Raw genomic sequence first — 26944 nt, 5'->3', positions numbered from 1 at the left:
CGGTCTCGAACACATGCGGAGAGACCGATTCCCCGATCGGGGTGATTCACCCCGATCGGATCAGGCTCTCGGCGGGCGCCGCAAACGAAAAGGCCGCCCCCGCGGGCGGCCTCCTCATGCGGCATCCGGGGATGCGATCAGCCCTTCTTCACCAGCGGGCAGGTCGACTGGGAGAGCGGCCGATAGGCCTCGTCGGCCGGAATGGTGCGCAGGATCTTCATCAGGTCCCACTCGTTCTTGGACTCGGCCGGGGTCTTGGCCTCCGCCAGATACATGTCGTGCACCATCCGCCCGTCCGGCCGGATGCGGCCGTCTTTGGCGAAGAAATCGTTGACCGGGTTCGCCTTCATCCACTTGGTCACGGCCTCGGCATCGTCCGTGCCGGTGGCCTTGATGGCGTTGAGATAATGCGTGGTCGCGGAATAGACGCCGGCCTGCACCATGGAGGGCTGGGCATTGGTCTTGGCGTAGAACTTCTTGGCGAAGGCGCGGCTCGCCTCGTCGCGGTCCCAATAATAGCCGGTGGTGAATTTCAGCCGCTGCGCCACCTTCAGGCCGAGCGCCTTGACGTCGGTGATGAAGACCAGCATCGCGGCGAGATTCTGCCCGCTCTGGGTGATGCCGAATTCGGACGCCTGCTTGACCGAATTGACGAAGTCGAGGCCGGCATTGGCGAGGCCGATCACCTGCGCGTTGGAGGCCTGGGCCTGGAGCAGATAGGACGAGAAGTCGGTGGTGGCGAGCGGCGCGCGCGAGCGGCCGAGCACCTTGCCGCCGAGCTGCTCGACGACGCGCGACGTGTCGGCTTCGAGCGCATGGCCGAAGGCGTAGTCGGCCGTGATGAAATACCAGCTCTTGCCGCCTTCCTGGACGATCGCGGCGCCGGTGCCGGTGGCGAGGGCATAGGTGTCGTAGACGTAATGGATGCCGTAGGGCATGCAGCCGTCATTGGTGAGGGCGGTGGTCGCCGAGCCGGCGCCGATCACCACGCGCTTCTTCTCCGCGCCGAGGCGGAACAGCGCGAGGGCCGAGGCGGAATCGGTGGATTCGATGATCATGTCGACATTTTCGGTGTCGATCCAGCGGCGGGCGATCGCCGAGGTGACGTCGACCTTGGCCTGGTAATCGGCCGAGACCACGCTGATCGGCTTGCCGTTCACCGTGCCGCCGAAATCGTCGACCGCCATCTGCACCGCGGTGATCACGCCGGGGCCGCCATGGCGGGAATAGACGCCGGTCATGTCGACGATCGCGCCGATGGCGACCTTGTCGCCGCTCATGCCCTGCGCGGACGCGGGCAGCGCCCCGAGAAGAACCAGCCCGGCGGCCGCAGTGCGACAGATCCAGGCCCGGGTCGTTGGCGTCATGGGATATCCTCCAAAGAATTGCCTGCGTAAAGGCAGGGTCGAGGCCGCCTGCGGCGCGCCCCGCGCGCAGCCTGCCACCATCGCCACCTATGGCAATAGCCATGCCAGACGCGAGATCAGGAATGGCGTTGTTGCTGCAATGCAACAATGTCTTTGAGGAATACATATGTTGTCTGCGCGCGCACTGTGACCGCGCGCATGACACCCCGATTGCCGCCCCGGCGGGCGCCGCGGCGGCCGGCGCGGGCGGGCGCTAGACCCGCTCGATCGCCAGCGCGATGCCTTGCCCGACGCCGATGCACATGGTGCAGAGCGCCCGTTTCAGGCCGCGCGCCTCGAGTTCGTGGAGCGCGGTGGTGGCGAGCCGCGCGCCCGACATGCCGAGCGGATGGCCGAGCGCGATCGCCCCGCCGTTCGGGTTCACATGTTCGGCATCGTCGGGCAGGCCGAGGTCGCGCAGCACCGCCAGCCCCTGGGCGGCGAACGCCTCGTTCAGCTCGATGACGTCGATGTCGGCGAGCGACAGGCCGAGCCGGGCGAGCAGCTTGCGGGTCGCCGGCGCCGGGCCGATCCCCATGATGCGCGGCGGCACCCCGGCGGTCGCGGTGCCGAGGATGCGCGCGCGCGGCGTCAGACCGTGGCGGCGCGCAGCCTCTTCCGAGGCGACCAGGAGCGCGCAGGCGCCGTCATTGACGCCCGAGGCGTTGCCCGCCGTCACCGTGCCGTCGGCCCGCACCACGCCCTTCAGGCGCGCGAGCTGCTCCAACGTGGTCTCGGGCCGGGGATGCTCGTCGGTCTCGACGCGGAGCGGCGGCCCCTTGCGCTGGGCGATCTCGACCGCGACGATCTCGCGGGCGAAGCGCCCCGCCTGCTGGGCGGCGGCGGTGCGCTGCTGGCTGCGCAGCGCGAAGGCGTCCTGGTCGGCGCGGCCGATCTGGAACTGCTCCGCCACATTCTCCGCCGTCTCGGGCATGGAATCGACGCCGTGCGCCGCTTTCATGGCCGGGTTGACGAAGCGCCAGCCGATCGTCGTGTCCTCGATCCTGGCGGCGCGCGAGAAGGCGCTGTCCGCTTTGCCCATGACGAAGGGCGCGCGGGACATGCTTTCCACCCCGCCGGCGATCATCAGATCCGCCTCGCCGGCCGCGATCGCCCGCGCCGCGCTGCCGAGCGCGTCGAGGCCCGAGCCGCACAGCCGGTTGACGGTGGACCCGGAGACTTCGGCCGGGAGCTTCGCCAGAAGCGCCGCCATGCGCGCGACGTTGCGGTTGTCCTCGCCGGCCTGGTTGGCGCAGCCGAGGATGACGTCGTCGATTGCGGCGAAATCGGTGCCGGGATGGCGCGCCATGAGCGCGGCGATCGGGATCGCGGCGAGATCGTCGGGGCGCACCCCGGACAAGGCGCCGGCATAGCGGCCGATGGGGGTGCGGACGGCGTCGCAGATGAAGGCGGCAGGCATGGGACCTCGTCAGACGGAGAGCGGGCGGGCGGCGGCGACATGCCGGCGCAGATGAGCGGAGGGGCGGTAGCGGTCGTCGCCGGTCTCGGCCTGGAGCGCGGCGAGCACGCCGAGGAGGCGCGCGGCGCCGACCGCATCGGCCCAAGCGAGCGGGCCTTGCGGGTAATTCACCCCGGCGGTCATGGCGCGGTCGATGTCGGCGGGCGCCGCGACCTGCTGGAGCACCGCCTCGCAGGCCTCGTTGGCGAGCATGGCGAGGGTGCGCATCACCGCGAGGCCCGGCCGGTCGGCGAGGGCGCTCGCGCGCTTGCCGAGCGCCTGGACGAAGCCCGCCGCCACCGCCAAAGCGGTGTCCGGCGCCGCATCCGCCTTAGCGAGCGCGAGGCGCGGGGCGGCGGCGAAATCGCGCGCGAGGTCGAACAGGACGAGGTCCGCGATCCCGGTCTCGGCGGCGCGGACCGTGGCGCTGCGCCCGTCGGTCAGAGCGAGCGTCGCGCCGTCGAGCCGGATCAGCCCGTCGCCCGGCCCGCGCGTGACGGAAAGGCCCGCCGCGGCGGCGCGGTCGGCGAGCGGCGCGGCCGGGCCGAGATCGCCCGCGATCCCAACGGCGCGCGGGGCCGGCGCCGCCGGCAGGTCCCGCGCGGCGGGCGCGGCGGCGCCGGGCCTGTAATCGTAGAAGCCGCGCTGCGTCTTGCGGCCGAGCCAGCCGGCGGCGACCAGTTCCTGCTGGACCAGCGAGGGCCGAAAGCGCGGATCGCCGAAATAGGCGTCGAACACCGAGCGGGTGACCGCCGCATTCACGTCGTGGCCGATCAGGTCCATCAGCTCGAACGGGCCCATGCGGAAGCCGCCGGCCTCGCGCATCACCGCGTCGAGCGTCGCCGGATCCGCCGCGCCCTCTTCGCAGAGGCGCAGGCCCTCGGCATAAAACGGCCGCGCGACGCGATTGACGATGAAGCCCGGCGTCGAACGCGCCCGCACCGGCGCCTTGCCCCAGGCATTGGCGGTCTCGACCAAGCGGGTCGCCACCTCCGGCGCCGTGGCGAGGCCGGAAATCACCTCGACCAGAGCCATGATCGGCGCGGGATTGAAGAAATGCAGTCCGGCGATGCGCTCCGGCCGCGCGGCGCCGGCGGCGATCGCGGTGATCGAGAGCGAGGAGGTGTTGGTGGCGAGGATCGCGTCCGGCGCGACGACCGCCTCAAGGGCGCCGAACAGCGCCCGCTTCACGTCGAGATCCTCGACGATCGCCTCGATCACGAGGCCGGCGGGGGCGAGATCGGCGGTGGCCTCGACCGGCACGAGGCGCCCGCCGGCCGCCGCCGCATCCTCGGGCGAAAGACGGCCTTTGGCGGCGAGCTTGTCGAGATCGGCGCGGATCCGGCCGCAGGCGGCGTCCGCCGCCCCGGCGCGAGCATCCTGGATCAGGACGCGGTGTCCGGCGCGCGCGGCGACCTGGGCGATGCCGGCGCCCATCGCCCCGGCGCCGACCACGCCGACGATCACGGACGGGTCCAGGGCGCTCATGCGCCGGCCGGCGACATGGCGATCACGGCCTTGCCCTGCACCTTGCCCTGCTTGACCAGGGCCAGCGCCTCGGGCGCCGCCTCGAACGGAAAGGCGCGCATCACGCGCGGGCGCACCGAACCGGCATGCCACAGGCGGAACAGGTCGTCCTGCACCGCCCGCACCCGCTCCGGCGTGCGGTCGCGATAATCGCTCCATTGCAGGCCGCTGACCGAGATGTTCTTGACCAGCAGATAATTGACCTTGACGCTCGGGATCTCGCCGGCGGCGAAGCCGATCACCACGAGCCGGCCGCACCAGGCCATGGCACGCAGCGCCGCCGGGAAGAATTCGCCGCCCAGCGGGTCGAGCACGACGTCGGCGCCGCGGCCGCCGGTCGCTGCATTGACCTGATCGCGCAGCGCATCGCGCAGGTTCGGCACGGAAACGTCGATGATCGCATCGGCGCCGCCCGCCCGCGCCACCTCGGCCTCCTCCTCCGAGCGCACGGCGGCGAGCACGCGCGCCCCGAGCCCCTTGGCGATCTGCACCGCAGCGAGCCCGACGCCGCCGGCCGCGCCGCCCACCAGAACCGTCTCGCCGGTCTTGTAGAGACCGCGATCGACCAAAGCGAAATAGGCGGTCTGATAGACCAGGCCCATCGCGGCGGCGGCCTCGAAGCCCATGTCGTCGGGGATCTTGAAGCTCTGCTCCGGAGTGGTCAGGGCCTGCTCGGCATAGGCGCCGTATTCCACCTGGGACATGATGCGGTCGCCCGGCTTGAAGCCGGCGACGCCGCCGCCGACCGCACGCACCACGCCGGCAAAATCCTTGCCCGGCGTGAACGGGCGCGGCGGCAGGATCTGGTACTGGCCGCCGATCACCAGAATGTCGGGGAAATTGATTCCCGCCGCCTTCACGTCGACCGCGATCTGGCCGGGGCCGGGAACGAGGTCCGGACCCTCGTCGATCCGCATGGTTTCGGGAGCGCCATGCTCCCAGACGCGATAGCTGCGCATGGCGTTTCCTCTCAGATCAGATCGTTCGGCGTGCCGGCCTCGCCGAGCGCGGGGGCGGCGGCATCCGTGGACGTGCGGAAAGCGGGGACGACCGGCACCGGCAGAGCGGGAATGCCGGCCTCGCCCAGAGCGAGGCGCTGGGCGAACACGCCGCGTGCGGCGAAGTGCGGATCGGCGACCGCCTCCTCCAAGGTCGCGACGATGGAGCAGCACACATCCTTGCCCGCAAAGGCCGCGCGCCAATGGTCGGAGGTCTGCGCGGCGATCTTCGCGGCGACCTCGGCGATCACCGCATCGGCCGGGGCGGCGGGATCGCGCAGCGGGACGGCGAGGTCCACGATGGCGCAGAAGGTCTCCCAGAACTTGTCTTCCAGCGGCGCCGCGGCGAGATGGCGGCCGTCTTTGGTCCGGTAGATCTGGTAGCGCGGCGAGCCGCCGGTCACGAGATCGCGCCCGCTCTTCGGCCAGGCGCCCGCGGCAAAACCGCTGCCGAGGCCCCAATAGACGAAGGAGAACAGATTGTCGGCCATGGCGATGTCGAGATGCGCGCCGGTGCCGGTCCGCTCCTTCAGGCGCAGCGCCATGAGGATGTTCATGAGGGCGGGATAGGTGCCGCCGGCAATGTCGGCCGCGAGCACGGGCGGCAGGACCGGGGCGCCGTCGGCACCGGCCGACAGGCCGAGCACGCCGGCCTCGGCCATGTAATTGAGGTCGTGCGCCGCCACCGCCGCCTTCGGACCGGTCTGGCCCCAGCCGGTGATCGAGCAATAGACGATGCCGGGATTGAGCGCCTTGACCGCGGCATAGCCGAGCCCGAGCCGGTCCATCACGCCCGGCCGGAACTGCTCGATCAGGATGTCGGCCTTTTCCAGGAGCGGGGTGAGCTGCGCCACCGCGTCGGGCGCCTTCAGATCGAGCGCGAGTGAGCGCTTGCCGCGGTTGAGCATGTGGAAATTGACGCCGTCCGCGCCGACCAGAGGCGGGTAGCTGCGCATCTCGTCGCCCCGGCCGGGGCGCTCGATCTTCACCACCTGCGCGCCCGCCTCGGCGAGCACGAGGCTCGCCAGGGGCCCCGGCAGAAGCGTCGAGAAATCGAGAACCAGGACGCCCGCGAGCGGCTGCATGGTCACTTCTCCCCGGCCCGCGCCTTCGCCACCTGCGCCCGGCGGGCGGGGGCGTAGGCGGCATCGCCGAGCGCGTCGTAAAGCGCCTGCGTCACGTCGCAATGGGCCGCGAGACCGGTGCGCTCCAGCAGCTCGATCGGCCCTTCGGGATAGCCGAGGCCGAGTTTGAGGGTGAGGTCCATGTCGGCCGCGGTGGCGAGCTTGGCGTCGAGCCGGCCGAGGGCCGCATTGTAATAGGGCCGCACCAGACGGTCGACGATGCGGCCGGGAAAGTCGCCGCACACCGCCGTCTTGAGGCCGTGGGCCTCGAACAGCGCCCGCGCCGCGGCGACCACCGCATCGGGCGTCCGCGGCTGGCGGACGATCTCGACCAGGTCGCTCGGCGCCGCGTTTCCGAGCCGGAAACGGGCGAAGCCGAGCACGGTGCCGCCCTCGTCTCCCCGGCTCTCCCCGGTATGCACGCCGAGGCATTCGGTGCCGAGCTCGATCAGGATCGCCCGATAGGGGGCGGGATCCTTCAGCGCGGCGAAGGCGGCGCCGGCGCCGGCGCCGATCAGGACCAGGATGTCCCCGCTCTCCCCGCCCGCCGCGAGCAGCGGGTGGGCCTCGGGGAAGGACCGGCTTTCGCCGGAGGCGATCACGGTGTGCGACATGGTCAGGCTCCGAAGATCGCGGTGGTCTCGTAATTCAGGAAGCCGCGCTTGGTCTTCCGGCCGAGGCGGCGCGCCGCCACCATGCGGCGCAGCAGCGGCGGGCAGGCGGCGCGCGGCGCGTTGGTGACGCCGTGCAGCGCCTCGCAGAGCAGGACCTGGGTGTCGAGACCGACCAGATCGAGCAATTCCATCGGCCCCATGGCATAGCCGAGCGCGCCCTTGATCGCCTTGTCGATCTCTTCGGGCGCGGCGACGCCCTCCTCGACCAGGCGGATCGCGTCATTGTTGAACGGCACGAGGAAGTAATTGAGGATGAAGCCCGGCGCGTCCTGGGTCTTGACCGGCCGCTGGCCCATCGCCTCGCACAGCGCCCAGGCGGCCTCGAAGCTCTCCTGCGAGGTATTGAGGCCGGGCGACATCTCCACCAGCTTCATGAGCTGCGCCGGCAGGCAGAAATGCATGCCGACGAAGCGGTCGTCGCGGCCGGAGCGCGCGGCGATCTCGGTGATCGAGAGGGTGGAGGTGTTGGAGGCGAACAGAGTGTGGGCCGGACAGACCGCATCGAGGGCGGCGAACAGCTTTCCCTTCGCCTCCAGTTCCTCATAGATCGCCTCGATGACGAGGCCGCAGACCGCGAGGTCCTCGATCCGGCTGGTGCCGGTGACGCGGCCCATGATCTCGTCGACCTGATCCTGGGTGAGCTTGCCGCGCTGGACCGACTTGCCGAAAAAGGCGCGCATGGCGGCGAGGGCGGCCGCCACGCGGCCTTCATCGAGGTCGAAGACCAGGGTCGGGAAGCCGCCGCGCGCCGCGACGATGGCGATGCCGGTTCCCATTGTGCCGCTGCCGGCGACGCCGACGGGGTGCTTTTCGGTCATGATCTGTCCTCAGCGTTCGATGAAGCTGCGGCCGATGAGCTGGCGGTGGATCTGGTTCGTGCCTTCCCAGATCTGCGTGATCTTGGCGTCGCGCATCAGGCGCTCCACCCGGTAGTCCTTCACATAGCCGTAGCCGCCATGGAGCTGAACCGCCTCGGTCGCCATGCGCATGGCGATGTCGGTGGCGCGCATCTTCAGGATCGAGGCCTCGACGCCGATATCTTCCGCCCCGGCCTCGATCTGCCGCGCCACATGGACCAGCCAAGTGTCGCACAGCGCGATTTCGGCGGCGAGGTCGGCGAGCAGGAACTGGATGCCCTGGAACTCGATGATCTTGCGGCCCGACTGCTTGCGTCCATTGATATAGGCGACGCTATCGTCGAACGCCGCATGGGCGATGCCGAGGGCGTGGGCGGCGACCGAGGGGCGGGACTTGTTGAGCGAGGCGAGCAGCAGCTTCAGCCCCTCGCCCGGCCCCTTCAGCAGGTTCGCCTTGGGCACGCGGCAGGCGTCGAAGGCGAGGGTCGCGGTGGAGGAGGCGCGGTGGCCCATCTTGTCCTCGAGCCGCACCACCGAGAGGCCCGGCGTGCCCTTCTCCAGGATCAGGCAGGAAATCGCCGCCTTGGGATCCGAGGTCTGCGCCCATTTGCCGAACAGGACGTAGAGATCCGCCACGTCGCCATTGGTGATGAAGGTCTTGGAGCCGGAGACCAGGATGTCGTCGCCGTCCGGCGTGAAGGTGGTGCGCATGCCGGTGGCGTCGGAGCCGGCGTCCGGCTCGGTGATGACCAGGGCGGCGAGCCCGCCTTCGGCGATGCGCGGCAGGAGGCGCTGCTTCTGCTCCTCGGTGCCGTAATCGATCAAGGGCTTGATGGCGTGGAAATTGGTCGCCCAGACGATGCCGGTGGAGGCGCAGGCGGCGGAAATCTCCCGCACGCAGGCGAGATAGCCGAGATAGCTGAGCCCGGCCCCGCCATAGGCCTCCGGCACGAACATGGCGTTGAGCCCGAGCGCGTTGATGCCTTCCACATTGGCCCAGGGAAATTCTTTGGTCTCGTCGAGATGGGCGGCGCGCGGGGCGACCTCCGCGCGGGCGAACTGCCGCACGCTCTCCAGCAGCAGGGCTTCGTCCTGCGGCAGATCGAGCGCGGCGTCGAGACGGTGGAACAGCGTCATGTGACACTCACTTTCGCAGCACGGCGGCGTCAGAGGGCCATGCCCTGGCCGCCGTCGAGATAGAGGGTTTCGCCGGTGAGGAAGGGAATGTCCTCGGCGAACAGAGCCGCGATCAGCCGCGCCACCTCCCCCGCCTGCGCCGGACCGCCGGTCGGGATACGCGCGGCGAGGAAGGCCCGGATCTTTTCCGAGGCGAGAAAATCGCGGTTGAGGTCGGTTTCGATATAGCCCGGCGCGACGGTCAGGACGCGGATCCCCTTGCCCGCCCATTCGACCGCGAGGCAGCGCGTGATGGCGGCGACCGCAGCCTTGGAGGCGCAATAAGCGGCGTTGCGGCGCACCCCCATCTTGTCGAAGAAGGAGCCCATATTGACGATCAGGCCGCCGCCCGCCGCGCACAGGAAGGGATAGGCCTGCTGGCACACCGCGAAGGTTGCGGTGGCGTTGGTGCGCATCACGGTCTCGAAATCGGACAGGGTCTGGCGGTCGGCCGGGCCTTCCATATGGATGCCGGCATTCTGCACCAGCCCGCTGACCGGCCCGGCGGCGTCCTGCAGCGCCTGGAAGGCGGCCTTCACCGCGTCGGGATCGAGGATGTCGCCGGCCAGCGGCACCAGCCGCGCCCGCGCGTCGGCGGGGAGGTCTAAGCCCTGCGGCCCCTCCCCCTTGCGCGAGAGGCAGCCGACGCGGTGGCCGCGAAGGGCGAGTTCGGCCGCCACCACGGCGCCGATGCCGCGGCTCGCGCCGGTGACGAGGAGGGTGCGCGGGGTCATGTCAGCGGTCCCGGAAGGCGGGCTTGCGCTTCTCGACGAAGGCCGCGAGCCCTTCGGCCGCGTCCTCCGTGCGGTAAGCGAGCGTGGAGAGGTCGGCCTCGATCTTCAGCCCCTCGTGGAGCGGCGTGTCGAGCGCGCGCTTCACCGCGCTGCGGGCGAGCGCCAGCGCCGGCAGGCCGTAGCCGGAGAAGCCGTCGGCGAACGCGACCGCGGCGGCCGTCACGTCGCCCTCCGCGAGCCGGTTGACGAGGCCGATGGCGAGCGCCTCCTGGGCGTCGACGGTGCGGCCGGTGAGGATCATCTCCATCGCCCGCGCCTCGCCGATCAGGCGCGGCAGGCGCTGGGTGCCGCCATAGCCGGGGATCAGGCCGAGCTTGATCTCCGGCAGGCCCATCTTGGCCTTGGGCGCGGCGACGCGGAAGGTGCAGGCGAGCGCGAGTTCCAGCCCGCCGCCGAAGGCGAAGCCGTTGATCGCAGCGATCGAGGGGATGGCGAGCGCGTCGAGCTTGGCGAAGGTCGCCTGGCCGAGTTCCGCCCCGGCTTTCTCCGCCATCAGCGGACGGCCCATCAATTCCTTGATGTCGGCGCCGGCGCAGAACGCCTTCTCGCCCGCGCCGGTGACGATCAAGGCCCGCACGTCCCAGCCGGCCACCTCGTCCAAGGCGGCGCCGAGCGCGCGGATGATCGCGAAGGACAGCGCGTTCAGCGCCTCCGGGCGGGTGAGGGTCAGCACGGCATAGGCGCCGTCGCGGGTCAGATCGATCATCGTATCCTCGTGGCCGCGCCGTCAGATGGTGCCGGCGGCGCGCAGTTCGGCGATGCGCGTCTCGTCATAGGCGAGAATCGCGCGCATCACCGCCTCGGTGTGCTGGCCGAGGCGCGGCGGCGGCGCGGCGGCGTGCTGGGAGACGCCGTCCACCGTGATGCCGAGCCCGACCTGGGGCAGCGCCTCGCCGTCGCGGTCGATCTCGTAGAACACGCCGCGATCGCGGAAATGCGGATCCTCGACCACCTCGTCGACGCGGTAGATCGGCCCGGCCGGCACCTTGTTGGCGGCGAACAGCGCCAGCCAGTCGGCGCGCGGACGGGTCGACAGGATCGCCTGGATCATCGCGACGATCTCCTCGCGGTGCGCCCGGCGCTTGGCATTGTCGCTGTAGCGCGCGTCCTCCGCGACCTCGGGCTTCTCGAAGGCGCGCCACAGGCGCTTCCAGATCGCATCATTGCCGATGCCGAGCGTCATCGGCTCGTCCGCGGTCTCGAAGGTCTGGTAGATGGCGATCACGCTGTCCTTGCCGCCCGAGCGCCGCGGCACCTCGCCCGAGCCCATATAGGTGACGATGCGGGGCGACATGAAGCGGATCATGCTCTCGGTCAGCGAGATGTCGAGCGCGCAGCCCTGTCCGGTGGCGTTGCGCCGGTGCAGCGCCGCCAGCACCGCCATCGCGGCGTCGGCCCCGGCCAGCATGTCGGCGGCGGGCGAGCCGACCTTCTGCGGCTCGATGTCGAGCGTCCCGGTGAGGTCCATGACGCCACTATAGCCCTCGGCGATGAGGTCGTAGCAGGGCAGGCTGGAATTCGGCCCGCTGAGCCCGAAGCCGGTCAGCGAGGCATGGATCAGCCGCGGGCGGCCAGCCCGCAGGCTCTGGGCGTCGAGTTCGAGCTTGCGCTGGACCCCGGGCAGCTGGTTGGTCACGACGACGTCCGCGGTGTCGATCAGATCGGACAGGACGCGCCGGCCCTCCGGCGAGCCGTAATCGAGCTGGACGCTCAATTTGTTGCGGTTGACGCTGAGGAACCAGAGCGATTCGCCGTGCAGGAAGGGCGGCCCCCATTGCCGGGCATCGTCGCCGCCGGGCCGCTCGACCTTCACCACTTCGGCGCCGAAGTCCGACAGCAGCATGGTCGCGTAGGGGCCGGCGATGGAGGTGGTGAGATCCACCACCCGCACGCCGGAGAGCATCTTGAACGGCGAAACGGCCGGTTCGATCGCAAGGTCCACGGAATTCATTTGCCCACCACTCATCGCCCCGAGCCGAGCAAGGCGCATGCCAGCCCTTTGAGGCGGAGGCCCACGGGGGCGTGCCGAGGATCCTGCAACCCGTCCCGGCCCGCCGCATGTCCGCGGCAAGTACAGACGTGTCGGCGGCGGCGACAGACTGGAGCGTTCGCCGTCTCGACGGGCGTGTGCACGACCTGCGGAGGACGGCGATGCACGGCCCCATGACGGCCTCGGGCGCGCGGCTTTCCCCGCGGTCGCCGCCGGAACTTCCCTATGGAGAGGGCGCGGCGGCCACGGCGGCCGCGGGATGGCGGCGCGCCGGCCGCCTTGGCACGGCCCTTGCGAAATGCGGCCCGGGCGGCTCGTGCCGCCGGGAAACAACAAAACCGCCACCCCACAGGTCGGCGGAGGGAGTGGAACATGCGCCTGACGCATCTCGCCGGTGGGCTCGCGCTCGCCATGTTGCTGCTGCCGGCCTCCGCCGGTGCCCAGACGGCCTATCCGAACAAGGCCATCGACCTGATCGTGCCGTTCGCGCCCGGCGGCTCGACCGGCCTCACCGCCCGCGCGGTCGGCCAGGCGCTCGAAGAATTGTGGAAGGTGCCGGTCCGGGTGGTCTCCAAGCCCGGCGGCAACACCGTCCCGGCGGTGGAAGAGGTGATGCGGTCGAAGCCGGACGGCTACACCATGCTGGCGGATTCCCCGGCCTCCAGCTCGATGCTGGAAGTCGTCGTCAAGAACCCGCCGAACCCGGTGATGGACCGCAGCTTCGCCGGCATGGTCGCACAGACGCCGATGATCTTCGTGGTGCCGGCGGATTCGCCGTTCAAGACGATGCAGGACGCCATCGCCCGCCTGAAGAGCGATCCCGGCACCTTCACCTGGACCTCGCTCGGCGGCGCCGGGGCGCAGGACTATACCTTCCGCCAATTGTTCAAGGCGGCGGACGTCGACATCAAGCGCACCCGGCCGGTGGCCTCGAAGGGCGGCTCGGAGGCCGTCACCATGACGGCCGGCGGCCATGTCATGCTCGGCGCGGGCTCGTGGAGCGCGGTCTCGCCGCTGCTCCAGTCCGGCAAGCTCCGGGTTCTGGCCGTGGCCTCCGACGGCCGCTTCCCGCCGCTGCCCGACACGCCGACCATGGCGGAGGTCGGCTATCCCGCCGTGCAGATCCTGTTCTGGTTCGCGGTCTCCGGCCCGCCGAACCTGCCGCAGGACGTCGTCGCCGCCTGGAACAAGGGCCTCGCGACCATCTCCAAGGACCCGAAATTCCAGAGCCAGCTCGCCAATATCGGCATGGTCCCCTATTTCCACGACGCCGCGAAGGTCCGCACCTTCGTCGCCGACGAGAAGAAGACCGTCGAAGCGCTCTGGGCGGTCGGGCCGTGAGCGACGGCGCGCCGGCCGAACGCGGTGCCAGGGAGAGCGGCGCCGCCCCACATGTCGCGCGGGCGGTGCTGTTCACCTGGACCGACATCGACCCGGCGGAGGAGCCGGGCTTCAACGAGTGGTACAATCGCGAACATATGCGCGATCGCATCCTCGGGCTGCCAGGCTTCATCCGTGGCCGCCGCTATGAGAATACGGGGAGCGAGGGGCCGAAATACCTCGCTTTCTACGAGGCCTGGGACACCGGCGTGTTCCAGTCCGCGGCCTATCTCGCCATGGTGGGCGATCCCGATCCGAGCAGCCGGCATTATATCCTGCGGTTCCGCAACGTGATCCGCACCATTGGCCGGATCGCGCACGCCACCGGCGAAGCCGAGGGGGCCTGCCTCGCGGTGCTGCCCCTCGCGCCGGCGCCCGAGGCGGCCGAGCCGCTCGACCGGACCCTCGCGGAGGATGTCATCCCCGATCTGATGCGTCGGCCCGGCATCGTCGCCGCCCGCACCATCTGGCGGGACGACAGCCTCGCCGCGCGCTCCACCGGCGGCCATGTCCGCCAGGGCGACCGCAGGCTCGAAGCCGGACTGTTCGTCGAGGCCACCCATATGGTGCCGCTCCGCGCCGCGATCGCGGCCGTCCGCGCGCGGGCGCCGCTCGCCGGTCTCAGCACCGCGCCGCTCGAAGGCCCGGCCTTCCTGCAGCAGCTCTACCGGGTCGCGCCGGTCTGAGCCGACGCCACGGCCGGCTTGGCCGGCGCGGCAGATGACCCGGGCGACATCCCGCCCGGACGCACGCACGACAGAGCGCGCGATCGCGACCGATCGCGCGGGAACGGCAGGGCGCGGAAACGACACCGCGCGGGGGCGCAAGGAAGCCAAGCATGACGAAGAAGCTTGCCGTGATCGCAGGGGCGACCGGCGTGATCGGCCGGGGGCTGGCGGACACACTGGCGCGCCGGCCCGACTGGGACGTGGTGGCGCTGGCGCGCCGGCCGGTCGAGGTGCCCGGTGTGCGCTTCATCCCGGTTGACCTGACCGACACCGCGGCGTGCCGCGCCCGGCTCACCGGTCTCGAAGGTGCGACCCACCTGCTCTATGCGGGACGGTTCGACCATGTGGCGAACCAGCCGGAGCCGGTCGAGACCAATCTCGCCATGCTGCGCAACGTGCTGGAGCCGCTGGAGGCGCAGGCGCCCGGCCTCGCCCATGTGCATCTGGTCCACGGCACCAAATGGTACGGCTCCGATATCGGGCCGTTCCCGACCCCGGCGCGCGAGGACGATCCGCGCTCGGTGCGCACCACCTTCTATTACGCTCAGCAGGATTACGTCGCCGCGCGCCAGCCGGGACGCTCCTGGACCTGGAGCGCCTCGCGGCCCCACGGCATCTGCCATGCCGTGCCCGACACGCCGCGCAATCTGGTCCTGGTGATCGCCGTCTATGCCCTGATCTGCCGCGAAATGGGCCTGCCTTTGTGCTTCCCCGGCACCGAGGCCAATTACCGCGCGCTCTATCAGTGCACGTCGAGCGACCATCTGGTCGACGCCATTCTCTGGATGAGCGAGACCCCGGCCTGCGCCAATCAGGCGTTCAACATCATCAATGGCGACCATATCCGCTGGGAGCGGCTCTGGCCGGCCTTCGCGCGCCATTTCGGCATGGAAGTCGGGCCGGTGAAGACCGTGAAGCTCGCCGCTGCCATGGCCGACAAGGCGCCGGTCTGGGACGCCATCGTGCGCCGCCACGGCCTGAAGGCGCCGCCATACGAGCGGCTCGCGCTGTGGTCCTACGGCGATTTCGTCTTCGGTCCGCACTGGGACATGATGTCGGACATGACCAAAGCGCGCCAGGCGGGGTTCACCCGCACGGTCCGCACCGAAGACGAGTTCATTCGCTATTTCAACGTCTTCTCCAAAGCCGGCGTGCTCCCGTGAGCGGCGCGGCGCAGGAGAATCCCATGGGCGCGCTCGGGCTCGGGCTCGCCGTCTACGACACCGCGCCCCCGGCCGCCGCGCCCGTGCCCGGCATCACCCGGCAGGTCTGGAAGGGCGGCCGCACCAATCGCGAGACGCGCGGCCTGATCGCCGACCCGCCCTTCTGGATCACGCTCGACGAGGCGGCGGCGGACGCGGTGCCCGCGCCGCGCGGGACGCCGGTCCTGTCCTGGGACCTGGTGCAGCTGGTGCCCGGCGACCGGCCCTCGCCGGAGGAGGCCGGCGGCCTGATCCTCACCTCGATGGACGTCGAGCCGGCGGTCGAGGAGGAGTTCAACGCCTGGTACACGACCGAGCACATTCCCCTGCTCTCGCAGGTGCCGGGGATGATCGCGGCGCGGCGCTTCGCGGCCCGCGCAACAACCGGCGGGGCGCCCCGCTACATGGCGCTCTACCACGTCACCGACGCAGCCATCTACGCGCTCGACGCCTGGACCCGGGCCAACTTCACGCCCTGGATGCTGCGCATGCGGCAGTTCCAGACCAACCGCACCTATTTCATGTTCACCCAAAGAGAAAACTGAGGAAACGCGCCATGTCCATCTTCGCACGGGGGGCCCGCGCCGCGCTCGCGGGGCTGCTCCTTTCCGCCGTCGCCCTCGGCGGCGCGCTCGCCCAGAGCGGGGCGCCGCTGCGCATCATCGTGCCGTTCCCGCCCGGCAGCGGCACCGACATCGTCGCCCGGCTGATCGCCGGCGAGCTGCAGCCGAAACTGAACCAGACCGTCGTGGTGCTGAACCAGGCCGGCGGCGGCGGCATCAGCGCGACCCTCGCGACGGCCAAGGCCGATCCCGACGGCAACACCATCTTCCTCACCACCAGCGCCCACGCCATCCTGCCCAAGGTGAAGAAGGACCTGCCCTTCGACATCGTGAAGGATTTCGCCCCGGTCATGCTGGTGTGCGCCGGCCCGCTGGTCCTGACCGTGGCGGCCGAATTCCCCGCCAAGGACCTGAAGGAAATGATCGCGCTCGCCAAGGCGAAGCCCGGCCAGATCGACTATGCCTCCTCCGGCATCGGCACCGCGCCGCACCTCGCGATGGAGCTGCTGAACGCCAAGGCCGGGATCAAGATGACCCACGTGCCCTATCGCGGCGGCGCGCCGGCCATCGCCGACGTCGCGGCGGGAAATGTGCCGATGTATTTCGGCGCGCCGTCGTCGGGACTGCCCTTCATCTCCGCCGGCAAGGTGCGGGCGATCGCGGTGTCGAGCGCCAAGCGGGCCGCCTTCATGCCGAACGTGCCCACCGTGCAGGAACAGGGCATCGCCGAGTTCGACGTCGAGCTGTGGTACGGCATCCTCGCCCCGGCCAAGACGCCGCCGGCGCGCATCGCCCAGCTGCAGAAGGACATTTCCGAGATCCTCGCCAAGCCCAGCGTGCGGGAGACCATGCTCGGCCTCGGATTCGAGCCGCGCCCCTCCAGTTCGGCGGCGTTCGCCGCCTATCTCGACAAGGAAGTGAAGCTCTGGGGCGAGGTCGCCGACCTCGCCGGCATGAAGCCGGAATGACGCTCCGCCGGGGGCGCCCGCGCGGGCGTCCCCGGTTCAGCGCGGGATCATGGTGTCGGAGATCACCCGCGCCATTTCGACATAAGTCAGCATGAAGAGCAGCAGGAGCGGGGCGAGCACGAGTCCCGCCGCGAGAAGCAGGAGCGGCCCGCCCGACAGCACCGCCGCGAGACCGCCGAGCAGCGGCAGAGCGGCGACCAGGAGCGACAGCCATTTGCCGTGCTTCACCAGGAAGCCGAGGGCGGGATAGGTCGGCAGATCGGGCATGTCCATCAGGGCGTCCTCTCGCGGCGCGGGCCGATACGGCCCCGCGCCCGGTTCCGAAGGGGGGTCAGAGCGCCGGCCCCGCCTCGGGCAGATCGGCGGTGGTGACGCGGTAGGCGGCATGGCGCGCGGCGATGCGGCCGGAGGTGAAGACCCAGCCGAGATGGTGGCCATGGCCCTCCAGCAGCACCCCGCCCATGCCGGTGAGGCCGGCGGCATAGAGGCCGGGAACCGGCCGGTCGCCGGCGCCGAGCACTTCCAGACGCTCGTTCACCGCCAGGCCGCCATCGGTGAAGTTGATGTAATAGCGCACCGGCCCGAGGGCGACATAGGGTCCCTCCTTCAGTTCCGGCCGGCCGGGTTTCGGATCGCGCGCGCGCTCGGCATTGAGCGTCGCCAGGGTCTGCTCCAGCGCCGCCGCCGGGACACCGATCTGCCCGGCGAGGCCGGCGAGGGTCGGCGCCTCGTGGAAGATGTCCTTCCGGTTCTGCCGGTAATCCTCCATCGAGGCGTAGGAGAAGCCGGAGGCGGTGGAGACATAATAGGGATAGCCGGAAAACTTCCGCGCCAGCGGCCCGTCGAGCAGGATATAGGCCTTCTGGTCCGGCTGGGCGCCCATCTCGGCGGCGGAATCGCGGGTCTCGTCGGTGAAGCGCTCGCCGCGTGCATTCACCAGGATCGCGCCCTCATGGAACATCTTGTAGGATGGCACGAGGACGGTGGTGAGGAAGCCGGTGATCAGCCGGTTGGTGACCACGCCCGGCAGGTTTTCCAGCGCCCAGCGCATGAAGCGCGCGACCGGCCGATAGGGCGGGATGCGGCTGTACCATTTCGGCGGCGGCGGCGGAAAGCGCAGCCCCGACAAATGCAGATGCCCGTTGATGATGCGCCCGCCGAGCGCCTCCACCATGCGGTGCCCGTCCCCGGTATTGTAAGGATTGACCGGGGTCACGTTGGCCATGGTGGGTGAAATGTGGCGCGCCCGGCTCTTGCCGTCGGCGCTGTAATCGCCGCACGACAGCACGACGCCGCCGCGCGCCCGGAACGCGGTCGCCCGCCCGGCGATCGTCGCCACCACCCCGACGACGCGGCCGTCCTCGAGGATCAGCTCCTCGACCGGCGCCGCGGTGCGGATATCGACGCCGAGCTTGCGCGCGCGGCGGCCGAGATGGAACGGATAGGCGCGCGAATCCGGGATGACATTGTGCATGCGCTGCTTGCGGTGCGGCAGCTCGGTCATCGGGCCGAAGAATTCGAGCCCGGATTCCTCCAGCCAGCGGAACGTGTCGGGCACGTTCTCGACCAGCATGCGCGCGAACACCGGATTGCCCGGCAGGTTCAGCTTGGCGTTGAAGGCGCCGAGGTCGCGCAGATGCTCCTCGGGGCTGTCCTTGATGCCCTTGCGGATCTGGTGCGAGGTGTTGGTGGCGGCGACGGAGCCGACCGAGCGGCCGGTCGTGCCGCCGATCTTCTCCGCCTTTTCAAGGAGAAGCGTCGAGCGGCCGAGGCTCTGCGCCTCGATCGCGGCGGCGAGACCCGCGCCGCCCGCGCCCACCACGATCACGTCGAAGGTCCCGCCGTCGCGGCGCGCGCCCGCAACGGCCGGCGCCGTCCTCACCGCATCCATCGTCTCACTCCCGTCGGCCCCCGCCGTGTTTTGTGGGCGAGGCGTCGCAAGCGACGTGCCATGCCGCCGCGGCGCCCGGCCCCGCGGCGGCGGCCCGGTCGCCTGTCCGCGGCGCGGACACTTTTGCCGGCAACTGGCCGCTGCGCGGACAGGCGGGCGGCGCGCCGACGACATCGCAGCGGCGCGGCTTTCGCCCCCGGTCCTGGCACGGAAGGTGCAGCGGACCGGGCGCGGGCGCGACCCGCCGGCAAGAACGGGTTTCGGGATGGAACGCAGCGCGGATCTGGTTGTGGTGGGCGCCGGCATGGCCGGCCTCGTGGCGGCGGTGGACGCGGCCGAAAAGGGCCTGAAGGTCGTCGTCCTGGAGAAGGGCGCGGGCGAGCGCTATCCCTGCAACACCCGCATGTCGGGCGGCATCATCCACATCGCCTATACCGACGGGAAAGCGCCCGCCGCCGAGCTGGTGGCGGCGATAAAGGCGCGCCGGCCTCAGATCGCGCCCGGCCTCGCCGAAGCGCTCGGCACCGGCTGCGGCCCCTTTATCGAGTGGCTGCGCGGCCATGGCGCGCGCTTCGTGCGCCCCGGCCCGGCCTGGCAGAACTGGACGCTGGCGCCGCCCCGCGCCATCACCGCCGGCATCGACTTTCTCGGCCGCGGCCCCGATATCCTGCTGCGCAGCCTCGCCCAGCGGCTGGCGGCGTGCGGCGGCACGCTGCTGACCGAGACCCGCGCGCTCCGCCTGCGGATCGCCGAAGGCGCGGTCACCGGGGTCGATGCGGAAGGCCCGACCGGGCCTCTCGCCGTCGTCGCCCGCGCCACCTTGATCTGCGACGGCGGCTTCCAGGCCGATCCCGATCTGGTGCGCGGGCACATTTCCCCCGCCCCGGACCGCCTGAAGCAGCGCGGCGCCGCGACCGCGATGGGCGACGGCCTGCGCATGGCGGTCGAGGCCGGCGCCGCAGTGTCGGAGCTGGCCCCGTTCTACGGCCATCTCTTGTCGCGCGACGCCATGACCAGCGACAAGATGTGGCCCTATCCCGAGGTCGATGCGATCTCGCAGGCCGGCATCCTGGTCGGGCCGGACGGCCGGCGCTTCGTCGACGAGGGCCAGAGCGGCGTGTTCCTCGCCAATGCGGTCGCCGGGCGGGAGGATCCGCTCTCCACGACCCTGATCTTCGACCATGCGGTGTGGGAGACCGCCGGGCGCGCCGCGCGCATACCGCCCAATCCGCTTCTGGCGCGCGCCGGGGCGACCATCCACAGCGCCGACGACATCGCGGCGCTGGCCGCCCGCGCGGGCCTGCCGGCCGACGCGCTCGCCGACACGCTCGGCCGCTACAATGCCGCCGCCGCGTCCGGCGGCGCCGCCCAGGCGGCGCTCGATCCGCCGCGCACCACCGGCGCCTACGGCGCGGCGGCGCTGACGAACGGGCCGTTCTACGCCATGCCGCTGTGCGCCGGCATCACTTATACGATGGGCGGGCTGATCATCGATCCCGACGCGCGGGTGCTGAGCCGGGACGGCGCGCCGATCCCCGGCCTCTACGCGGCCGGCGCCGCGACCGGCGGCATCGAGGGCGGCGCGGGCAGCGTCTATCTCGGCGGCCTCGCCAAAGCCGGCGTGTTCGGCCTGCGCGCCACCGCGCACGTCGCCGGCGCGCAATAAGCGCCGGCGCGCACGTCAAGCGGGCGGAGCGGCCCGGACCGCGGCGGCTCAGGTGCCGGGCGGGATCGCCGAGGCGGCCTCGCTCTCGGCCTGCGAGAGTTCGCGGAATAGGCCGTGGCGCCGCGTCGTCAGATGCGGGCGGATCTTCTCGGCCCAGCCGCAGCGCACCGAGGCCTCCTTCCAGGCCGCGGACTTGGGAACGTCCGGGCTGTCGACCTCGTAGAAAGCGAGATATTCCGGCATCTCGCTGTCCGACCATTCCAGCTTGAACCGCCGGCAGGCGCGCACCCCGGGCACCTGGAGCAGGTTCGGCACATAGCCGCTGTCATACAGCGCGTTGAAGGCATCCTCCATGTCGCGCGGAATGGAGAGATGGGCGAGATACACATAGCCGCTCACAGGGCGCCTCCCTTTGCTTTGCCCCGATGCAGCAAGGCGCGTGCCATGCCGGCGGGACGCGGGCGGCAGAGCCGGCGCCGGGCCTCGTTTCCCGTCGCGCGTTACAGCCGCATGCCCTCGTCGAGCAGCTTGTAGAGATAGGAGCGGGAGATCCCCAATTCCTCGGCGACCCGCTTTTTGTTGCCCTTGTGGCGGACCAGCGCCTCGCGGACCAGCTCGGCCTCGACCCGGCCGAGATTGGACTTGAGCGATTCCCCCCGGCGCGGCAGCAATCCGCGCTCCTCCGGCGGCACCACCGGCGGCACGAAGCTGTCGCTGTGGCCGACGAAGGTGTCGGCACTGATCCGGCCGTTCTCGGCGAACACGAAGGCGCGCTCCACCTCGTGGCGGAGCTGGCGGATATTGCCGGGCCAGGCCTGCTCCATCAGATAAGCGAGCGCACTCTCCTCGACCTCGGGCACCGGATAGCCGTGGCGCCCCGCCACCTCCTTCAGGAAATGCGCGACGAGCTGCGGGATGTCGTCGATGCGGCGGCGCAGCGGCGGCACTTCGATCGAGATCGGCGAGATCCGGTAATACAGATCGAGCCGGAACTGCCCCTGCCCGACCAGATCCTGCAGATTGCGGTTGGTGGCGGTGACGAGGCGGAAGTCCACCTGATAGGGCCGGTCGCCGCCGATCCGCTCGACCATGTGGTCCTGCAGCACGCGCAGCAGCTTGGCCTGGACCTCCATCGGCATGTCGCCGATCTCGTCGAGGAAGATGGTGCCGCCCGCCGCCTGCTCGAACTTGCCCTTGCGGCCCTTGCGGTCGGCGCCGGTAAAGGCGCCGGGCTCGTAGCCGAACAGTTCGGATTCGACCAGGGTCGCCGGCAGCGCCGCCGCGTTCACCATGACATGGGTGGCGTCGCGACGCGGGCTGAGCCGGTGCAGCGCATGCGCCACCAGTTCCTTGCCGGTGCCGCTCTCGCCATGGATCAGAACCGGGATGCTGAGCGGCGCGATCTTGGTCAATTCGCTCTTCAAGCGCTGCATGGCCGGGCTTTCGCCGATCAGCTCGTCGAGCCCGTAGGAGCGGGTGCGCAGCGCGGCCGCCTCGCGCTTGTAGAAGCGCACCTCGTTTTCGAGCGCGTTCACCCGCCGGGCGAGCGCCTCCACCTGCTGCGGCCCCTTGAACATGACGCGGCCGACCGCGCCGACGATCCGCCCGTCGCGGCGGATCGGCACGCGCGAGACCACCCGCTCGGAGCCGCGCATGTGCTGGATCTCGCCGACCTCGGGCAGGCCGGTCGCGACGATCTTGTCGAGCCGCGTGTTCTCGATCACCTCGCGCACCGGCCGGCCGTTCGCTTCGCCCCGCGACAGGCCGAAGAAGCGCTCATGGACCGGCGAGACATAAGCGACGCGCGCCTCGCCATCGACCACGGTCATGGCGTCGAACGGATCGGTGAGGAGATGTTCGAGAATGTCGTAGGCGAAATCCACCGAACCGAGGAATTCCAGCACCGCCTGGCCGGTCAGGGCGGAGAATACGATCAGTTCGGCACCGCGCATCGGCGTGACGAGGACCGAATAGGACCGCCGGTCGAGGGTCAGCGATTGCAGGCGGTGGTGCCGCGCGCTCGCCATCCAGGCCTTGTCGGCCATCAGGGAGCGGACCCGCTGATCGCCCGCCAAGCCTGTGGAATATAAGACGGATCCGTCGGATTTGAGGACCGCGAGGCCTTCCACGACGCCGCTTTCGGCCTCCATATGCGTCACTCCCACTGTTATGTCTTTATTAGCGACACTTTAGCGCGTCGCGTGTTGCATTCAAAGACATGCGCGGTTGCGCCAGTCCGTGGCGCAGCCATCTTTCAAACGTCCCCGCAGGCCCCGCCGCGGGAACGCACGGCTGGCATGCACATTGCTCTGTCAGCACAAACGCCCGGCGGCAGAGCGCCGGCGGCCGGGAAACCGGCGCCAGGGCCTTGGCGCCCGCTGCACGGACCGTGCCGTCCTTCGGCACATCGAACAGGCCGGGCAACGGCCGCGGCGCGCGCGCCGACACAGGAGAGACGTCCCTTGGATTACGAAACCATCCTCTACGCCGAAGACGGGCCGGTCGGGACGATCACGCTCAACCGCCCGGACGACGGCAACATGTTCACCGTGACCATGTGCCATGAAATCCGCGACTGCATCGAGGCGATGCGGCGCGAGACCCGGACCCGGGTTCTGGTGATCACCGGCGCGGGCGACAAATTCTTCTGCATCGGCGGCCGCAAGGACGGCATGGAGGACACCACCCTCTATGCCGGCACGCTGCCGACCCTGGAAATGTACGAGGCGATCGACCGTCTGCAGAAGCCGGTGATCGCCAGCGTCAACGGCTTCGCCGTCGGCGGCGGCAACGTGCTCCAGGTGGTGTGCGACCTCACCATCGCCAAGCAGAGCGCGGTGTTCCGGCAGGTCGGGCCGATGATGGGCTCGTTCGATGCCGGCTACGGCACCTGGTATCTCGAGGACCTCGTCGGAAAGAAGCGCGCCAAGGAGATCTGGTATCTCAACCCGCGCATCACCGCGGCCGAGGCGCTCGCCATGGGCCTCATCAACAAGGTGGTGCCGGACGACCGGCTGGCGGAGGAAACCCGGGCCTATGCGATGGCCGTCGCCGAACGCGGCGCCTTCGCCCTCGCCTCGATCAAGGGCGCCTTCAACGCCCGGCACGGCGGCGTCTCCGGCCTCGCCCGCGTCGCCCACGATCTTCTGCTGCGCTCCTATCTCGAAAGCGAGGAGAGCCACGAACTGTCCGACAGCTTCCGGAACAAGCGGAAGCCCGACGCCGCCAAGTTCGGGAGGTGAGCGTGCGCCCCTTCCTCACCTTGCATCATCCCGCCGCCGCCCGGCGCTATTATGCCGAGGGCGTGTGGCAGGGCGACACCTTCTACGACCTGCTTGCGCGCCATGCCGCCGGACGGCCGCAGGCGGTGGCGCTCCAGGACGGCGCCAACCGGTTGACCTGGGAGGAGCTGCGCCGCCGCGTCGACGGCATGGCGGCGGATCTGCGCGCCTACGGGCTGGTCGGCGGCGACCGCGTGTCGGTCTGGGCCAACAACCGCATCGAGGCGGTGATCACCTTCCTCGCCTGCTCGCGCGAGGGCTTCGCCTGCAACCCCTCGCTCCACCGCACCTATACCTGCGCGGAAGTGGCGGCGCTGCTGGAGCGGCTCTCGGCGCGCTGCCTCGTCACCGAACCCGGCTGGGGCGCCGACCGCAACCGGGTGGATTTCGAGGCGATGCTCTCGACCCTGCCGGCGCTGAAGGTGGTCTATACGCCGGACACCTTCCCCGGCGCCGGGCCGTACCGCACCCCGCCCTCCTCGGACCCCGACAAGGTCGTCTATCTCGCCTTCACCTCGGGCACGTCGGGCGCACCGAAATGCGTCATGCATTCCGACAATTCGCTGCTCGCCAATGCCCGCGACCTGGTGCGCGACTGGGGCCACGGGCCGGACACGGTGCTGCTCACCCTCTCCCCGCTCTCGCACCACATCGCCTGGGTGGCGGTGGCGCAATGGCTGCTGGCCGGCTGCCGCCTGGTGACCGACCTGCCGCCGGCCGGCATGTCCCGGCTCGACTGGATCCTGGAGAGCGGCGCCACCTACATCATGGGCGTGCCGACCCATGCCATGGACATCCTCGCCGAGCAGAAGGCCCGCGGCCTGCCCCGCCTCGGGGCGGTCGACATCTTCTACATGGCCGGCGCGCCGATCCCGCCCTCGGTCGCGGACGCCTTCGTCCGGCAGGGAATCAAGCCGCAGAACATCTACGGCATGACGGAAAACTCCTCGCACCAATACACCCACCCGACCGACGACCACGACACCATCATCTCGACCTGCGGGCGCGGCGGGCGCGCCTATGAGGTGAAGGTGTTCGACCCGCTCGATGAGGACCGCGAACTGCCGCCCGGCGAAGTCGGCCATATCGGCGGCCGGGGCGGGGCGCTGATGCTCGGCTATTTCGACAATCAGAAGGCCACCGAAACCGCCTTCAATGCCGGCGGCTGGTTCCTTTCCGGCGATCTCGGCGTGATCGACGCCGCCGGCAATCTGAAGATCGAGGGGCGGCTGAAGGACCTGATCATCCGCGGCGGGCACAACATCTATCCCGCGCAGATCGAGGCGCTGGCCGTGCGGCACCCCGAGGTCCAGAAGGCCGCGTGCTTCCCGGTCGCCGACGACCGGCTCGGCGAGCGCGCCTGCCTCGCGGTGATCGGCACGGTCGAGCCGGACGCACTGCTCGCCCATCTCGACGCGCTCGGCCTGTCGAAGTTCGACATGCCGGAATATTTCCTCGCCCTCGACGCCTTCCCGCTCACCGCGAGCGGCAAGATCCTGAAGCGGTCGCTGGTCGAGATGGTGCGGCACGGCGAGATCCAGCCCGTGCCGGTGCGCTTCAAGCCGGTCGCGCGCAGCGCCTGAAATTGCGCGGCGCCGCCGCCGCGCTCCCGAGGCCCGGACGCTCGAACCTCCTTCCGGGCACCTCTGAAGCCCTCCCCGCCCTGACGGGGAGGGCTTTTTTCAGGACGGGGTCAGCCCGCGGCCGCCCCGGCGCGCTCGGCCGCGGCGAGTTCGTCGCGCATGCGCGAGCGCATCCAGATCGCCGCCCCGGCGGTGAAGCCGCCATCGATCGCGATCTCGGCGCCGGTGATGAAGCTCGCTTCGTCGGAGGCGAGGAACAAAGCGAGATAAGCGCATTCCAGCGGCGTGCCCTGGCGCTGCATGGGAATGGCGCGGCGGGCCGATTCGGCATGGCCGGGGGCGCCGTCGCGGAAGAAGCTGGTCTCGACGATCTGGCCGGGATGGATCGAATTGACCCGGATGCCCCAGTCCACGAACTCGATCGCGGCGGTCTTGGTGAGGCCGCGCACCGCCCATTTGCTGGCGCAATAGGCGGCGTCGTAATGCGCGCCCATGCCGGCGATCGAGGAGACGTTGACGATCGAGCCGCCGCCCCGCGCCCGCATCGCCGGGGCGCAGATCTGCATGCCGAGCATGACGCCGGTGAGATTGACCTCGAGCGTGCGGTTCCAGGAATCGAGCGGGATGGTGGCGATGCCGTGGCGGCTGATCGTGCCGGCATTGTTGATCAGCACGTCGAGCCCCCCGAACGCCGCCTGCGCGGCGGCGACGCAGGCCTGCCAGCCGGCCGGATCGCACACGTCGTGGCGCTGGAACTGTGCCCGCCCGCCCGCGGCGCGGACCGCGGCGCACACCGCTTCGCCGCCCGCGGCGTCGATGTCGGTGACGAGGACGGCGCCGCCCTCGCGGGCGAACAGCTCGGCCTCCACCCGGCCCTGGCCGCCGGCGCCGCCGGTGATCAGCGCCACCTTGCCCTGAAGGCGTCCGTTTTCCATCGTCCCCTCCCGATCAGAAGCTCAGCAGGCCGGTCGGCAGCGGCATGTCGGCGAATTGCTTGAAGATCACGTAGAAGACCGCGGTGCAGACGGCGCCATAGCCGAGATTGGCCAGCACCGAGCGCTTGCCGGCGAGATAGAAGATCAGGATGAAGAACAGGAAGGTCGCGGCGACATAGCCGAGGCGCGGCATGATGAGCGCATAGGCCACCATGGCGAGGGTGAAGGTGACCGGGGGGCGCGGCGGCCAGAACGCGGCGGCGCCGCCGTCCCGCTTCATGAGGTTCGGCGGCGGCCGCACCGCGAGCGCCACGCCCACCGCCACCATGATCAGGCCCAGCACCACCAGATAGCGGTCCGGCCCGAGATCGTCGAACATCGAACTCGACCGTTCGGCGGTCTCCAGCCGCCAGCCGTCCCACATCCAGACGGCGCCGAACGCGATGAACATCAGACCCCAGATGCGTCCCATCCCGACCTCCCTCCCCGGCTGCTTCGCCCGTCGGCGCCGGTTTTGGCGCAGGCCCCGCAAGGCCCGTGCCAAGGCGGCGGCCCGGCCCGCTTTGCCGGCGGCCGGGCGCCCCCGCCCGCCGGCATCCCGTCCCGCGCGCGGATTCTTCGGCCAGCCGCGGCGCGGCGGGCTCTGTCCCGAACGCGGACGGTGGGCGGGCTTCCGCCGCGGCAAGTATCCGTCGGAAGACATCCTGTCTGCGGAAAATACACTTTCGATGTTTACCGAGAG

At 70.4% G+C, this 26944-nt stretch carries 26 protein-coding genes; 9 read left to right on the top strand and 17 right to left on the bottom strand.

Annotated features, from left to right (window positions below):
• Positions 1–137: 137 nt before the first annotated feature.
• Positions 138–1367 (bottom strand): ABC transporter substrate-binding protein, encoded by a 1230-nt coding sequence (locus EDC64_RS08045; RefSeq protein WP_132030748.1) that lies wholly within the window; start codon positions 1365–1367, stop codon positions 138–140.
• A gap of 122 nt (positions 1368–1489) precedes the next feature.
• On the opposite strand from EDC64_RS08045, the gene EDC64_RS24030 reads away from it, so the two are divergent.
• Positions 1490–1624: a hypothetical protein gene (locus tag EDC64_RS24030; protein WP_274594939.1), complete on the top strand. Its 135-nt coding sequence runs from the start codon at positions 1490–1492 to the stop codon at positions 1622–1624.
• Here the strand turns inward: EDC64_RS24030 and pcaF are convergent.
• The 10 genes from pcaF to EDC64_RS07995 are packed head-to-tail and all read right to left on the bottom strand — an operon-like array spanning position 1621 to position 11966.
• Positions 1621–2826 carry a 3-oxoadipyl-CoA thiolase gene (gene pcaF / locus EDC64_RS08040; protein WP_132030747.1) on the bottom strand — a complete coding sequence of 402 codons (1206 nt, stop codon included), beginning with the start codon at positions 2824–2826 and terminating at the stop codon, positions 1621–1623. The two genes, EDC64_RS24030 and pcaF, sit on opposite strands and share 4 nt — an antisense overlap.
• 9 nt (positions 2827–2835) lie before the next feature.
• Entirely contained in the window at positions 2836–4353 is a 1518-nt protein-coding gene (gene paaH, locus EDC64_RS08035) for a 3-hydroxyacyl-CoA dehydrogenase PaaH (RefSeq protein WP_132030746.1), read from the bottom strand.
• The gene (locus EDC64_RS08030) at positions 4350–5351 is read right to left on the bottom strand and encodes an NADPH:quinone oxidoreductase family protein (RefSeq protein WP_132030745.1); all 1002 of its coding nucleotides are present in this window, start codon (positions 5349–5351) and stop codon (positions 4350–4352) included. Before EDC64_RS08030 ends, paaH begins: the two co-directional genes overlap by 4 nt.
• Before the next feature lie 11 nt (positions 5352–5362).
• On the bottom strand, positions 5363–6475 hold the full coding sequence (locus EDC64_RS08025) for a CaiB/BaiF CoA transferase family protein (protein ID WP_132030744.1): 1113 nt from the start codon (positions 6473–6475) through the stop codon (positions 5363–5365).
• A gap of 2 nt (positions 6476–6477) precedes the next feature.
• Positions 6478–7128, bottom strand: a complete 651-nt coding sequence (locus EDC64_RS08020; protein WP_132030743.1) for a 3-hydroxyacyl-CoA dehydrogenase family protein — start codon at positions 7126–7128, stop codon at positions 6478–6480.
• A gap of 2 nt (positions 7129–7130) precedes the next feature.
• The gene (locus EDC64_RS08015) at positions 7131–8006 is read right to left on the bottom strand and encodes a 3-hydroxyacyl-CoA dehydrogenase family protein (protein ID WP_132030742.1); all 876 of its coding nucleotides are present in this window, start codon (positions 8004–8006) and stop codon (positions 7131–7133) included.
• A 9-nt stretch (positions 8007–8015) separates the two neighbouring features.
• Positions 8016–9182, bottom strand: a complete 1167-nt coding sequence (locus EDC64_RS08010) for an acyl-CoA dehydrogenase family protein (protein ID WP_132030741.1) — start codon at positions 9180–9182, stop codon at positions 8016–8018.
• A 29-nt stretch (positions 9183–9211) separates the two neighbouring features.
• Entirely contained in the window at positions 9212–9955 is a 744-nt protein-coding gene (locus EDC64_RS08005) for an SDR family NAD(P)-dependent oxidoreductase (protein WP_132030740.1), read from the bottom strand.
• Between the two features lies 1 nt (position 9956).
• The gene (locus EDC64_RS08000; RefSeq protein ID WP_132030739.1) at positions 9957–10721 is read right to left on the bottom strand and encodes an enoyl-CoA hydratase/isomerase family protein; all 765 of its coding nucleotides are present in this window, start codon (positions 10719–10721) and stop codon (positions 9957–9959) included.
• A gap of 21 nt (positions 10722–10742) precedes the next feature.
• Positions 10743–11966 carry a CaiB/BaiF CoA transferase family protein gene (locus EDC64_RS07995; RefSeq protein ID WP_132030738.1) on the bottom strand — a complete coding sequence of 408 codons (1224 nt, stop codon included), beginning with the start codon at positions 11964–11966 and terminating at the stop codon, positions 10743–10745.
• 411 nt (positions 11967–12377) lie between these two features.
• On the opposite strand from EDC64_RS07995, the gene EDC64_RS07990 reads away from it, so the two are divergent.
• The 5 genes from EDC64_RS07990 (at position 12378) to EDC64_RS07970 (ending at position 16846) form a co-directional block, all read left to right on the top strand.
• The gene (locus tag EDC64_RS07990; RefSeq protein ID WP_165933687.1) at positions 12378–13346 is read left to right on the top strand and encodes a tripartite tricarboxylate transporter substrate binding protein; all 969 of its coding nucleotides are present in this window, start codon (positions 12378–12380) and stop codon (positions 13344–13346) included.
• Entirely contained in the window at positions 13343–14071 is a 729-nt protein-coding gene (locus tag EDC64_RS07985; protein WP_132030736.1) for a DUF4286 family protein, read from the top strand. Before EDC64_RS07990 ends, EDC64_RS07985 begins: the two co-directional genes overlap by 4 nt.
• 152 nt (positions 14072–14223) lie before the next feature.
• The gene (locus EDC64_RS07980; RefSeq protein WP_132030735.1) at positions 14224–15276 is read left to right on the top strand and encodes an SDR family oxidoreductase; all 1053 of its coding nucleotides are present in this window, start codon (positions 14224–14226) and stop codon (positions 15274–15276) included.
• Positions 15277–15299: 23 nt separating this feature from the next.
• On the top strand, positions 15300–15860 hold the full coding sequence (locus tag EDC64_RS07975) for a DUF4286 family protein (RefSeq protein ID WP_132030734.1): 561 nt from the start codon (positions 15300–15302) through the stop codon (positions 15858–15860).
• An 11-nt stretch (positions 15861–15871) separates the two neighbouring features.
• Positions 15872–16846, top strand: a complete 975-nt coding sequence (locus EDC64_RS07970) for a tripartite tricarboxylate transporter substrate binding protein (RefSeq protein ID WP_132030733.1) — start codon at positions 15872–15874, stop codon at positions 16844–16846.
• 36 nt (positions 16847–16882) lie between these two features.
• Here EDC64_RS07970 and EDC64_RS07965 read toward each other — a convergent pair whose 3' ends face one another.
• A complete protein-coding gene (locus EDC64_RS07965) occupies positions 16883–17119 on the bottom strand; it encodes a hypothetical protein (RefSeq protein WP_132030732.1) in 237 nt (78 codons plus the stop codon).
• Positions 17120–17177: 58 nt separating this feature from the next.
• Complete coding sequence (locus EDC64_RS07960; protein ID WP_132030731.1) at positions 17178–18737, bottom strand: FAD-dependent oxidoreductase; 1560 nt, start codon at positions 18735–18737, stop codon at positions 17178–17180.
• A gap of 265 nt (positions 18738–19002) precedes the next feature.
• Between EDC64_RS07960 and EDC64_RS07955 the strand changes: the two genes are divergently transcribed.
• Complete coding sequence (locus EDC64_RS07955; protein WP_132030730.1) at positions 19003–20403, top strand: FAD-dependent oxidoreductase; 1401 nt, start codon at positions 19003–19005, stop codon at positions 20401–20403.
• A 48-nt stretch (positions 20404–20451) separates the two neighbouring features.
• Here the strand turns inward: EDC64_RS07955 and EDC64_RS07950 are convergent, their stop codons facing one another.
• Together EDC64_RS07950 and EDC64_RS07945 are read right to left on the bottom strand one after the other, a co-directional pair.
• Positions 20452–20802: a DUF4286 family protein gene (locus EDC64_RS07950; RefSeq protein WP_132030729.1), complete on the bottom strand. Its 351-nt coding sequence runs from the start codon at positions 20800–20802 to the stop codon at positions 20452–20454.
• Positions 20803–20903: 101 nt separating this feature from the next.
• Positions 20904–22553: a sigma-54 interaction domain-containing protein gene (locus EDC64_RS07945; protein WP_132030728.1), complete on the bottom strand. Its 1650-nt coding sequence runs from the start codon at positions 22551–22553 to the stop codon at positions 20904–20906.
• 312 nt (positions 22554–22865) lie between these two features.
• Here EDC64_RS07945 and EDC64_RS07940 point away from each other — a divergent pair, with 312 nt between their 5' ends.
• A complete protein-coding gene (locus EDC64_RS07940; protein WP_132030727.1) occupies positions 22866–23645 on the top strand; it encodes an enoyl-CoA hydratase-related protein in 780 nt (259 codons plus the stop codon).
• 2 nt (positions 23646–23647) lie between these two features.
• Positions 23648–25267: a class I adenylate-forming enzyme family protein gene (locus EDC64_RS07935; RefSeq protein WP_132030726.1), complete on the top strand. Its 1620-nt coding sequence runs from the start codon at positions 23648–23650 to the stop codon at positions 25265–25267.
• Positions 25268–25377: 110 nt separating this feature from the next.
• Here EDC64_RS07935 and EDC64_RS07930 read toward each other — a convergent pair whose 3' ends face one another.
• Both EDC64_RS07930 and EDC64_RS07925 read right to left on the bottom strand, forming a co-directional pair.
• Positions 25378–26202 (bottom strand): SDR family NAD(P)-dependent oxidoreductase, encoded by an 825-nt coding sequence (locus tag EDC64_RS07930; RefSeq protein WP_132030725.1) that lies wholly within the window; start codon positions 26200–26202, stop codon positions 25378–25380.
• A gap of 13 nt (positions 26203–26215) precedes the next feature.
• The gene (locus tag EDC64_RS07925; protein ID WP_165933685.1) at positions 26216–26674 is read right to left on the bottom strand and encodes a tripartite tricarboxylate transporter TctB family protein; all 459 of its coding nucleotides are present in this window, start codon (positions 26672–26674) and stop codon (positions 26216–26218) included.
• Between the last annotated feature and the right edge of the window lie 270 nt (positions 26675–26944).

Origin of the sequence: Aquabacter spiritensis (assembly GCF_004346185.1) — a bacterium.
Classification (GTDB): domain Bacteria; phylum Pseudomonadota; class Alphaproteobacteria; order Rhizobiales; family Xanthobacteraceae; genus Aquabacter; species Aquabacter spiritensis.
This window is presented reverse-complemented; position numbering and strand designations above follow the sequence as displayed.

What these genes read in the sequence shown, in the direction of transcription:
- EDC64_RS07990 (WP_165933687.1), top strand. Translation starts at nt 12,378, where the DNA reads ATGCGCCTGACGCATCTCGCCGGTGGGCTCGCGCTCGCCATGTTGCTG.
- EDC64_RS24030 (WP_274594939.1), top strand. Translation starts at nt 1,490, where the DNA reads ATGGCGTTGTTGCTGCAATGCAACAATGTCTTTGAGGAATACATATGT.
- EDC64_RS08000 (WP_132030739.1), bottom strand. Translation starts at nt 10,721, where the DNA reads ATGATCGATCTGACCCGCGACGGCGCCTATGCCGTGCTGACCCTCACC.
- EDC64_RS07980 (WP_132030735.1), top strand. Translation starts at nt 14,224, where the DNA reads ATGACGAAGAAGCTTGCCGTGATCGCAGGGGCGACCGGCGTGATCGGC.
- paaH (WP_132030746.1), bottom strand. Translation starts at nt 4,353, where the DNA reads ATGAGCGCCCTGGACCCGTCCGTGATCGTCGGCGTGGTCGGCGCCGGG.
- EDC64_RS07925 (WP_165933685.1), bottom strand. Translation starts at nt 26,674, where the DNA reads ATGGGACGCATCTGGGGTCTGATGTTCATCGCGTTCGGCGCCGTCTGG.
- EDC64_RS07960 (WP_132030731.1), bottom strand. Translation starts at nt 18,737, where the DNA reads ATGGATGCGGTGAGGACGGCGCCGGCCGTTGCGGGCGCGCGCCGCGAC.
- EDC64_RS07930 (WP_132030725.1), bottom strand. Translation starts at nt 26,202, where the DNA reads ATGGAAAACGGACGCCTTCAGGGCAAGGTGGCGCTGATCACCGGCGGC.
- EDC64_RS08010 (WP_132030741.1), bottom strand. Translation starts at nt 9,182, where the DNA reads ATGACGCTGTTCCACCGTCTCGACGCCGCGCTCGATCTGCCGCAGGAC.
- EDC64_RS07970 (WP_132030733.1), top strand. Translation starts at nt 15,872, where the DNA reads ATGTCCATCTTCGCACGGGGGGCCCGCGCCGCGCTCGCGGGGCTGCTC.
- EDC64_RS07945 (WP_132030728.1), bottom strand. Translation starts at nt 22,553, where the DNA reads ATGGAGGCCGAAAGCGGCGTCGTGGAAGGCCTCGCGGTCCTCAAATCC.
- EDC64_RS07975 (WP_132030734.1), top strand. Translation starts at nt 15,300, where the DNA reads ATGGGCGCGCTCGGGCTCGGGCTCGCCGTCTACGACACCGCGCCCCCG.
- EDC64_RS08015 (WP_132030742.1), bottom strand. Translation starts at nt 8,006, where the DNA reads ATGACCGAAAAGCACCCCGTCGGCGTCGCCGGCAGCGGCACAATGGGA.
- EDC64_RS08030 (WP_132030745.1), bottom strand. Translation starts at nt 5,351, where the DNA reads ATGCGCAGCTATCGCGTCTGGGAGCATGGCGCTCCCGAAACCATGCGG.
- EDC64_RS08005 (WP_132030740.1), bottom strand. Translation starts at nt 9,955, where the DNA reads ATGACCCCGCGCACCCTCCTCGTCACCGGCGCGAGCCGCGGCATCGGC.
- EDC64_RS07995 (WP_132030738.1), bottom strand. Translation starts at nt 11,966, where the DNA reads ATGAATTCCGTGGACCTTGCGATCGAACCGGCCGTTTCGCCGTTCAAG.
- EDC64_RS07955 (WP_132030730.1), top strand. Translation starts at nt 19,003, where the DNA reads ATGGAACGCAGCGCGGATCTGGTTGTGGTGGGCGCCGGCATGGCCGGC.
- EDC64_RS08020 (WP_132030743.1), bottom strand. Translation starts at nt 7,128, where the DNA reads ATGTCGCACACCGTGATCGCCTCCGGCGAAAGCCGGTCCTTCCCCGAG.
- pcaF (WP_132030747.1), bottom strand. Translation starts at nt 2,826, where the DNA reads ATGCCTGCCGCCTTCATCTGCGACGCCGTCCGCACCCCCATCGGCCGC.
- EDC64_RS07965 (WP_132030732.1), bottom strand. Translation starts at nt 17,119, where the DNA reads ATGGACATGCCCGATCTGCCGACCTATCCCGCCCTCGGCTTCCTGGTG.
- EDC64_RS08045 (WP_132030748.1), bottom strand. Translation starts at nt 1,367, where the DNA reads ATGACGCCAACGACCCGGGCCTGGATCTGTCGCACTGCGGCCGCCGGG.
- EDC64_RS08025 (WP_132030744.1), bottom strand. Translation starts at nt 6,475, where the DNA reads ATGCAGCCGCTCGCGGGCGTCCTGGTTCTCGATTTCTCGACGCTTCTG.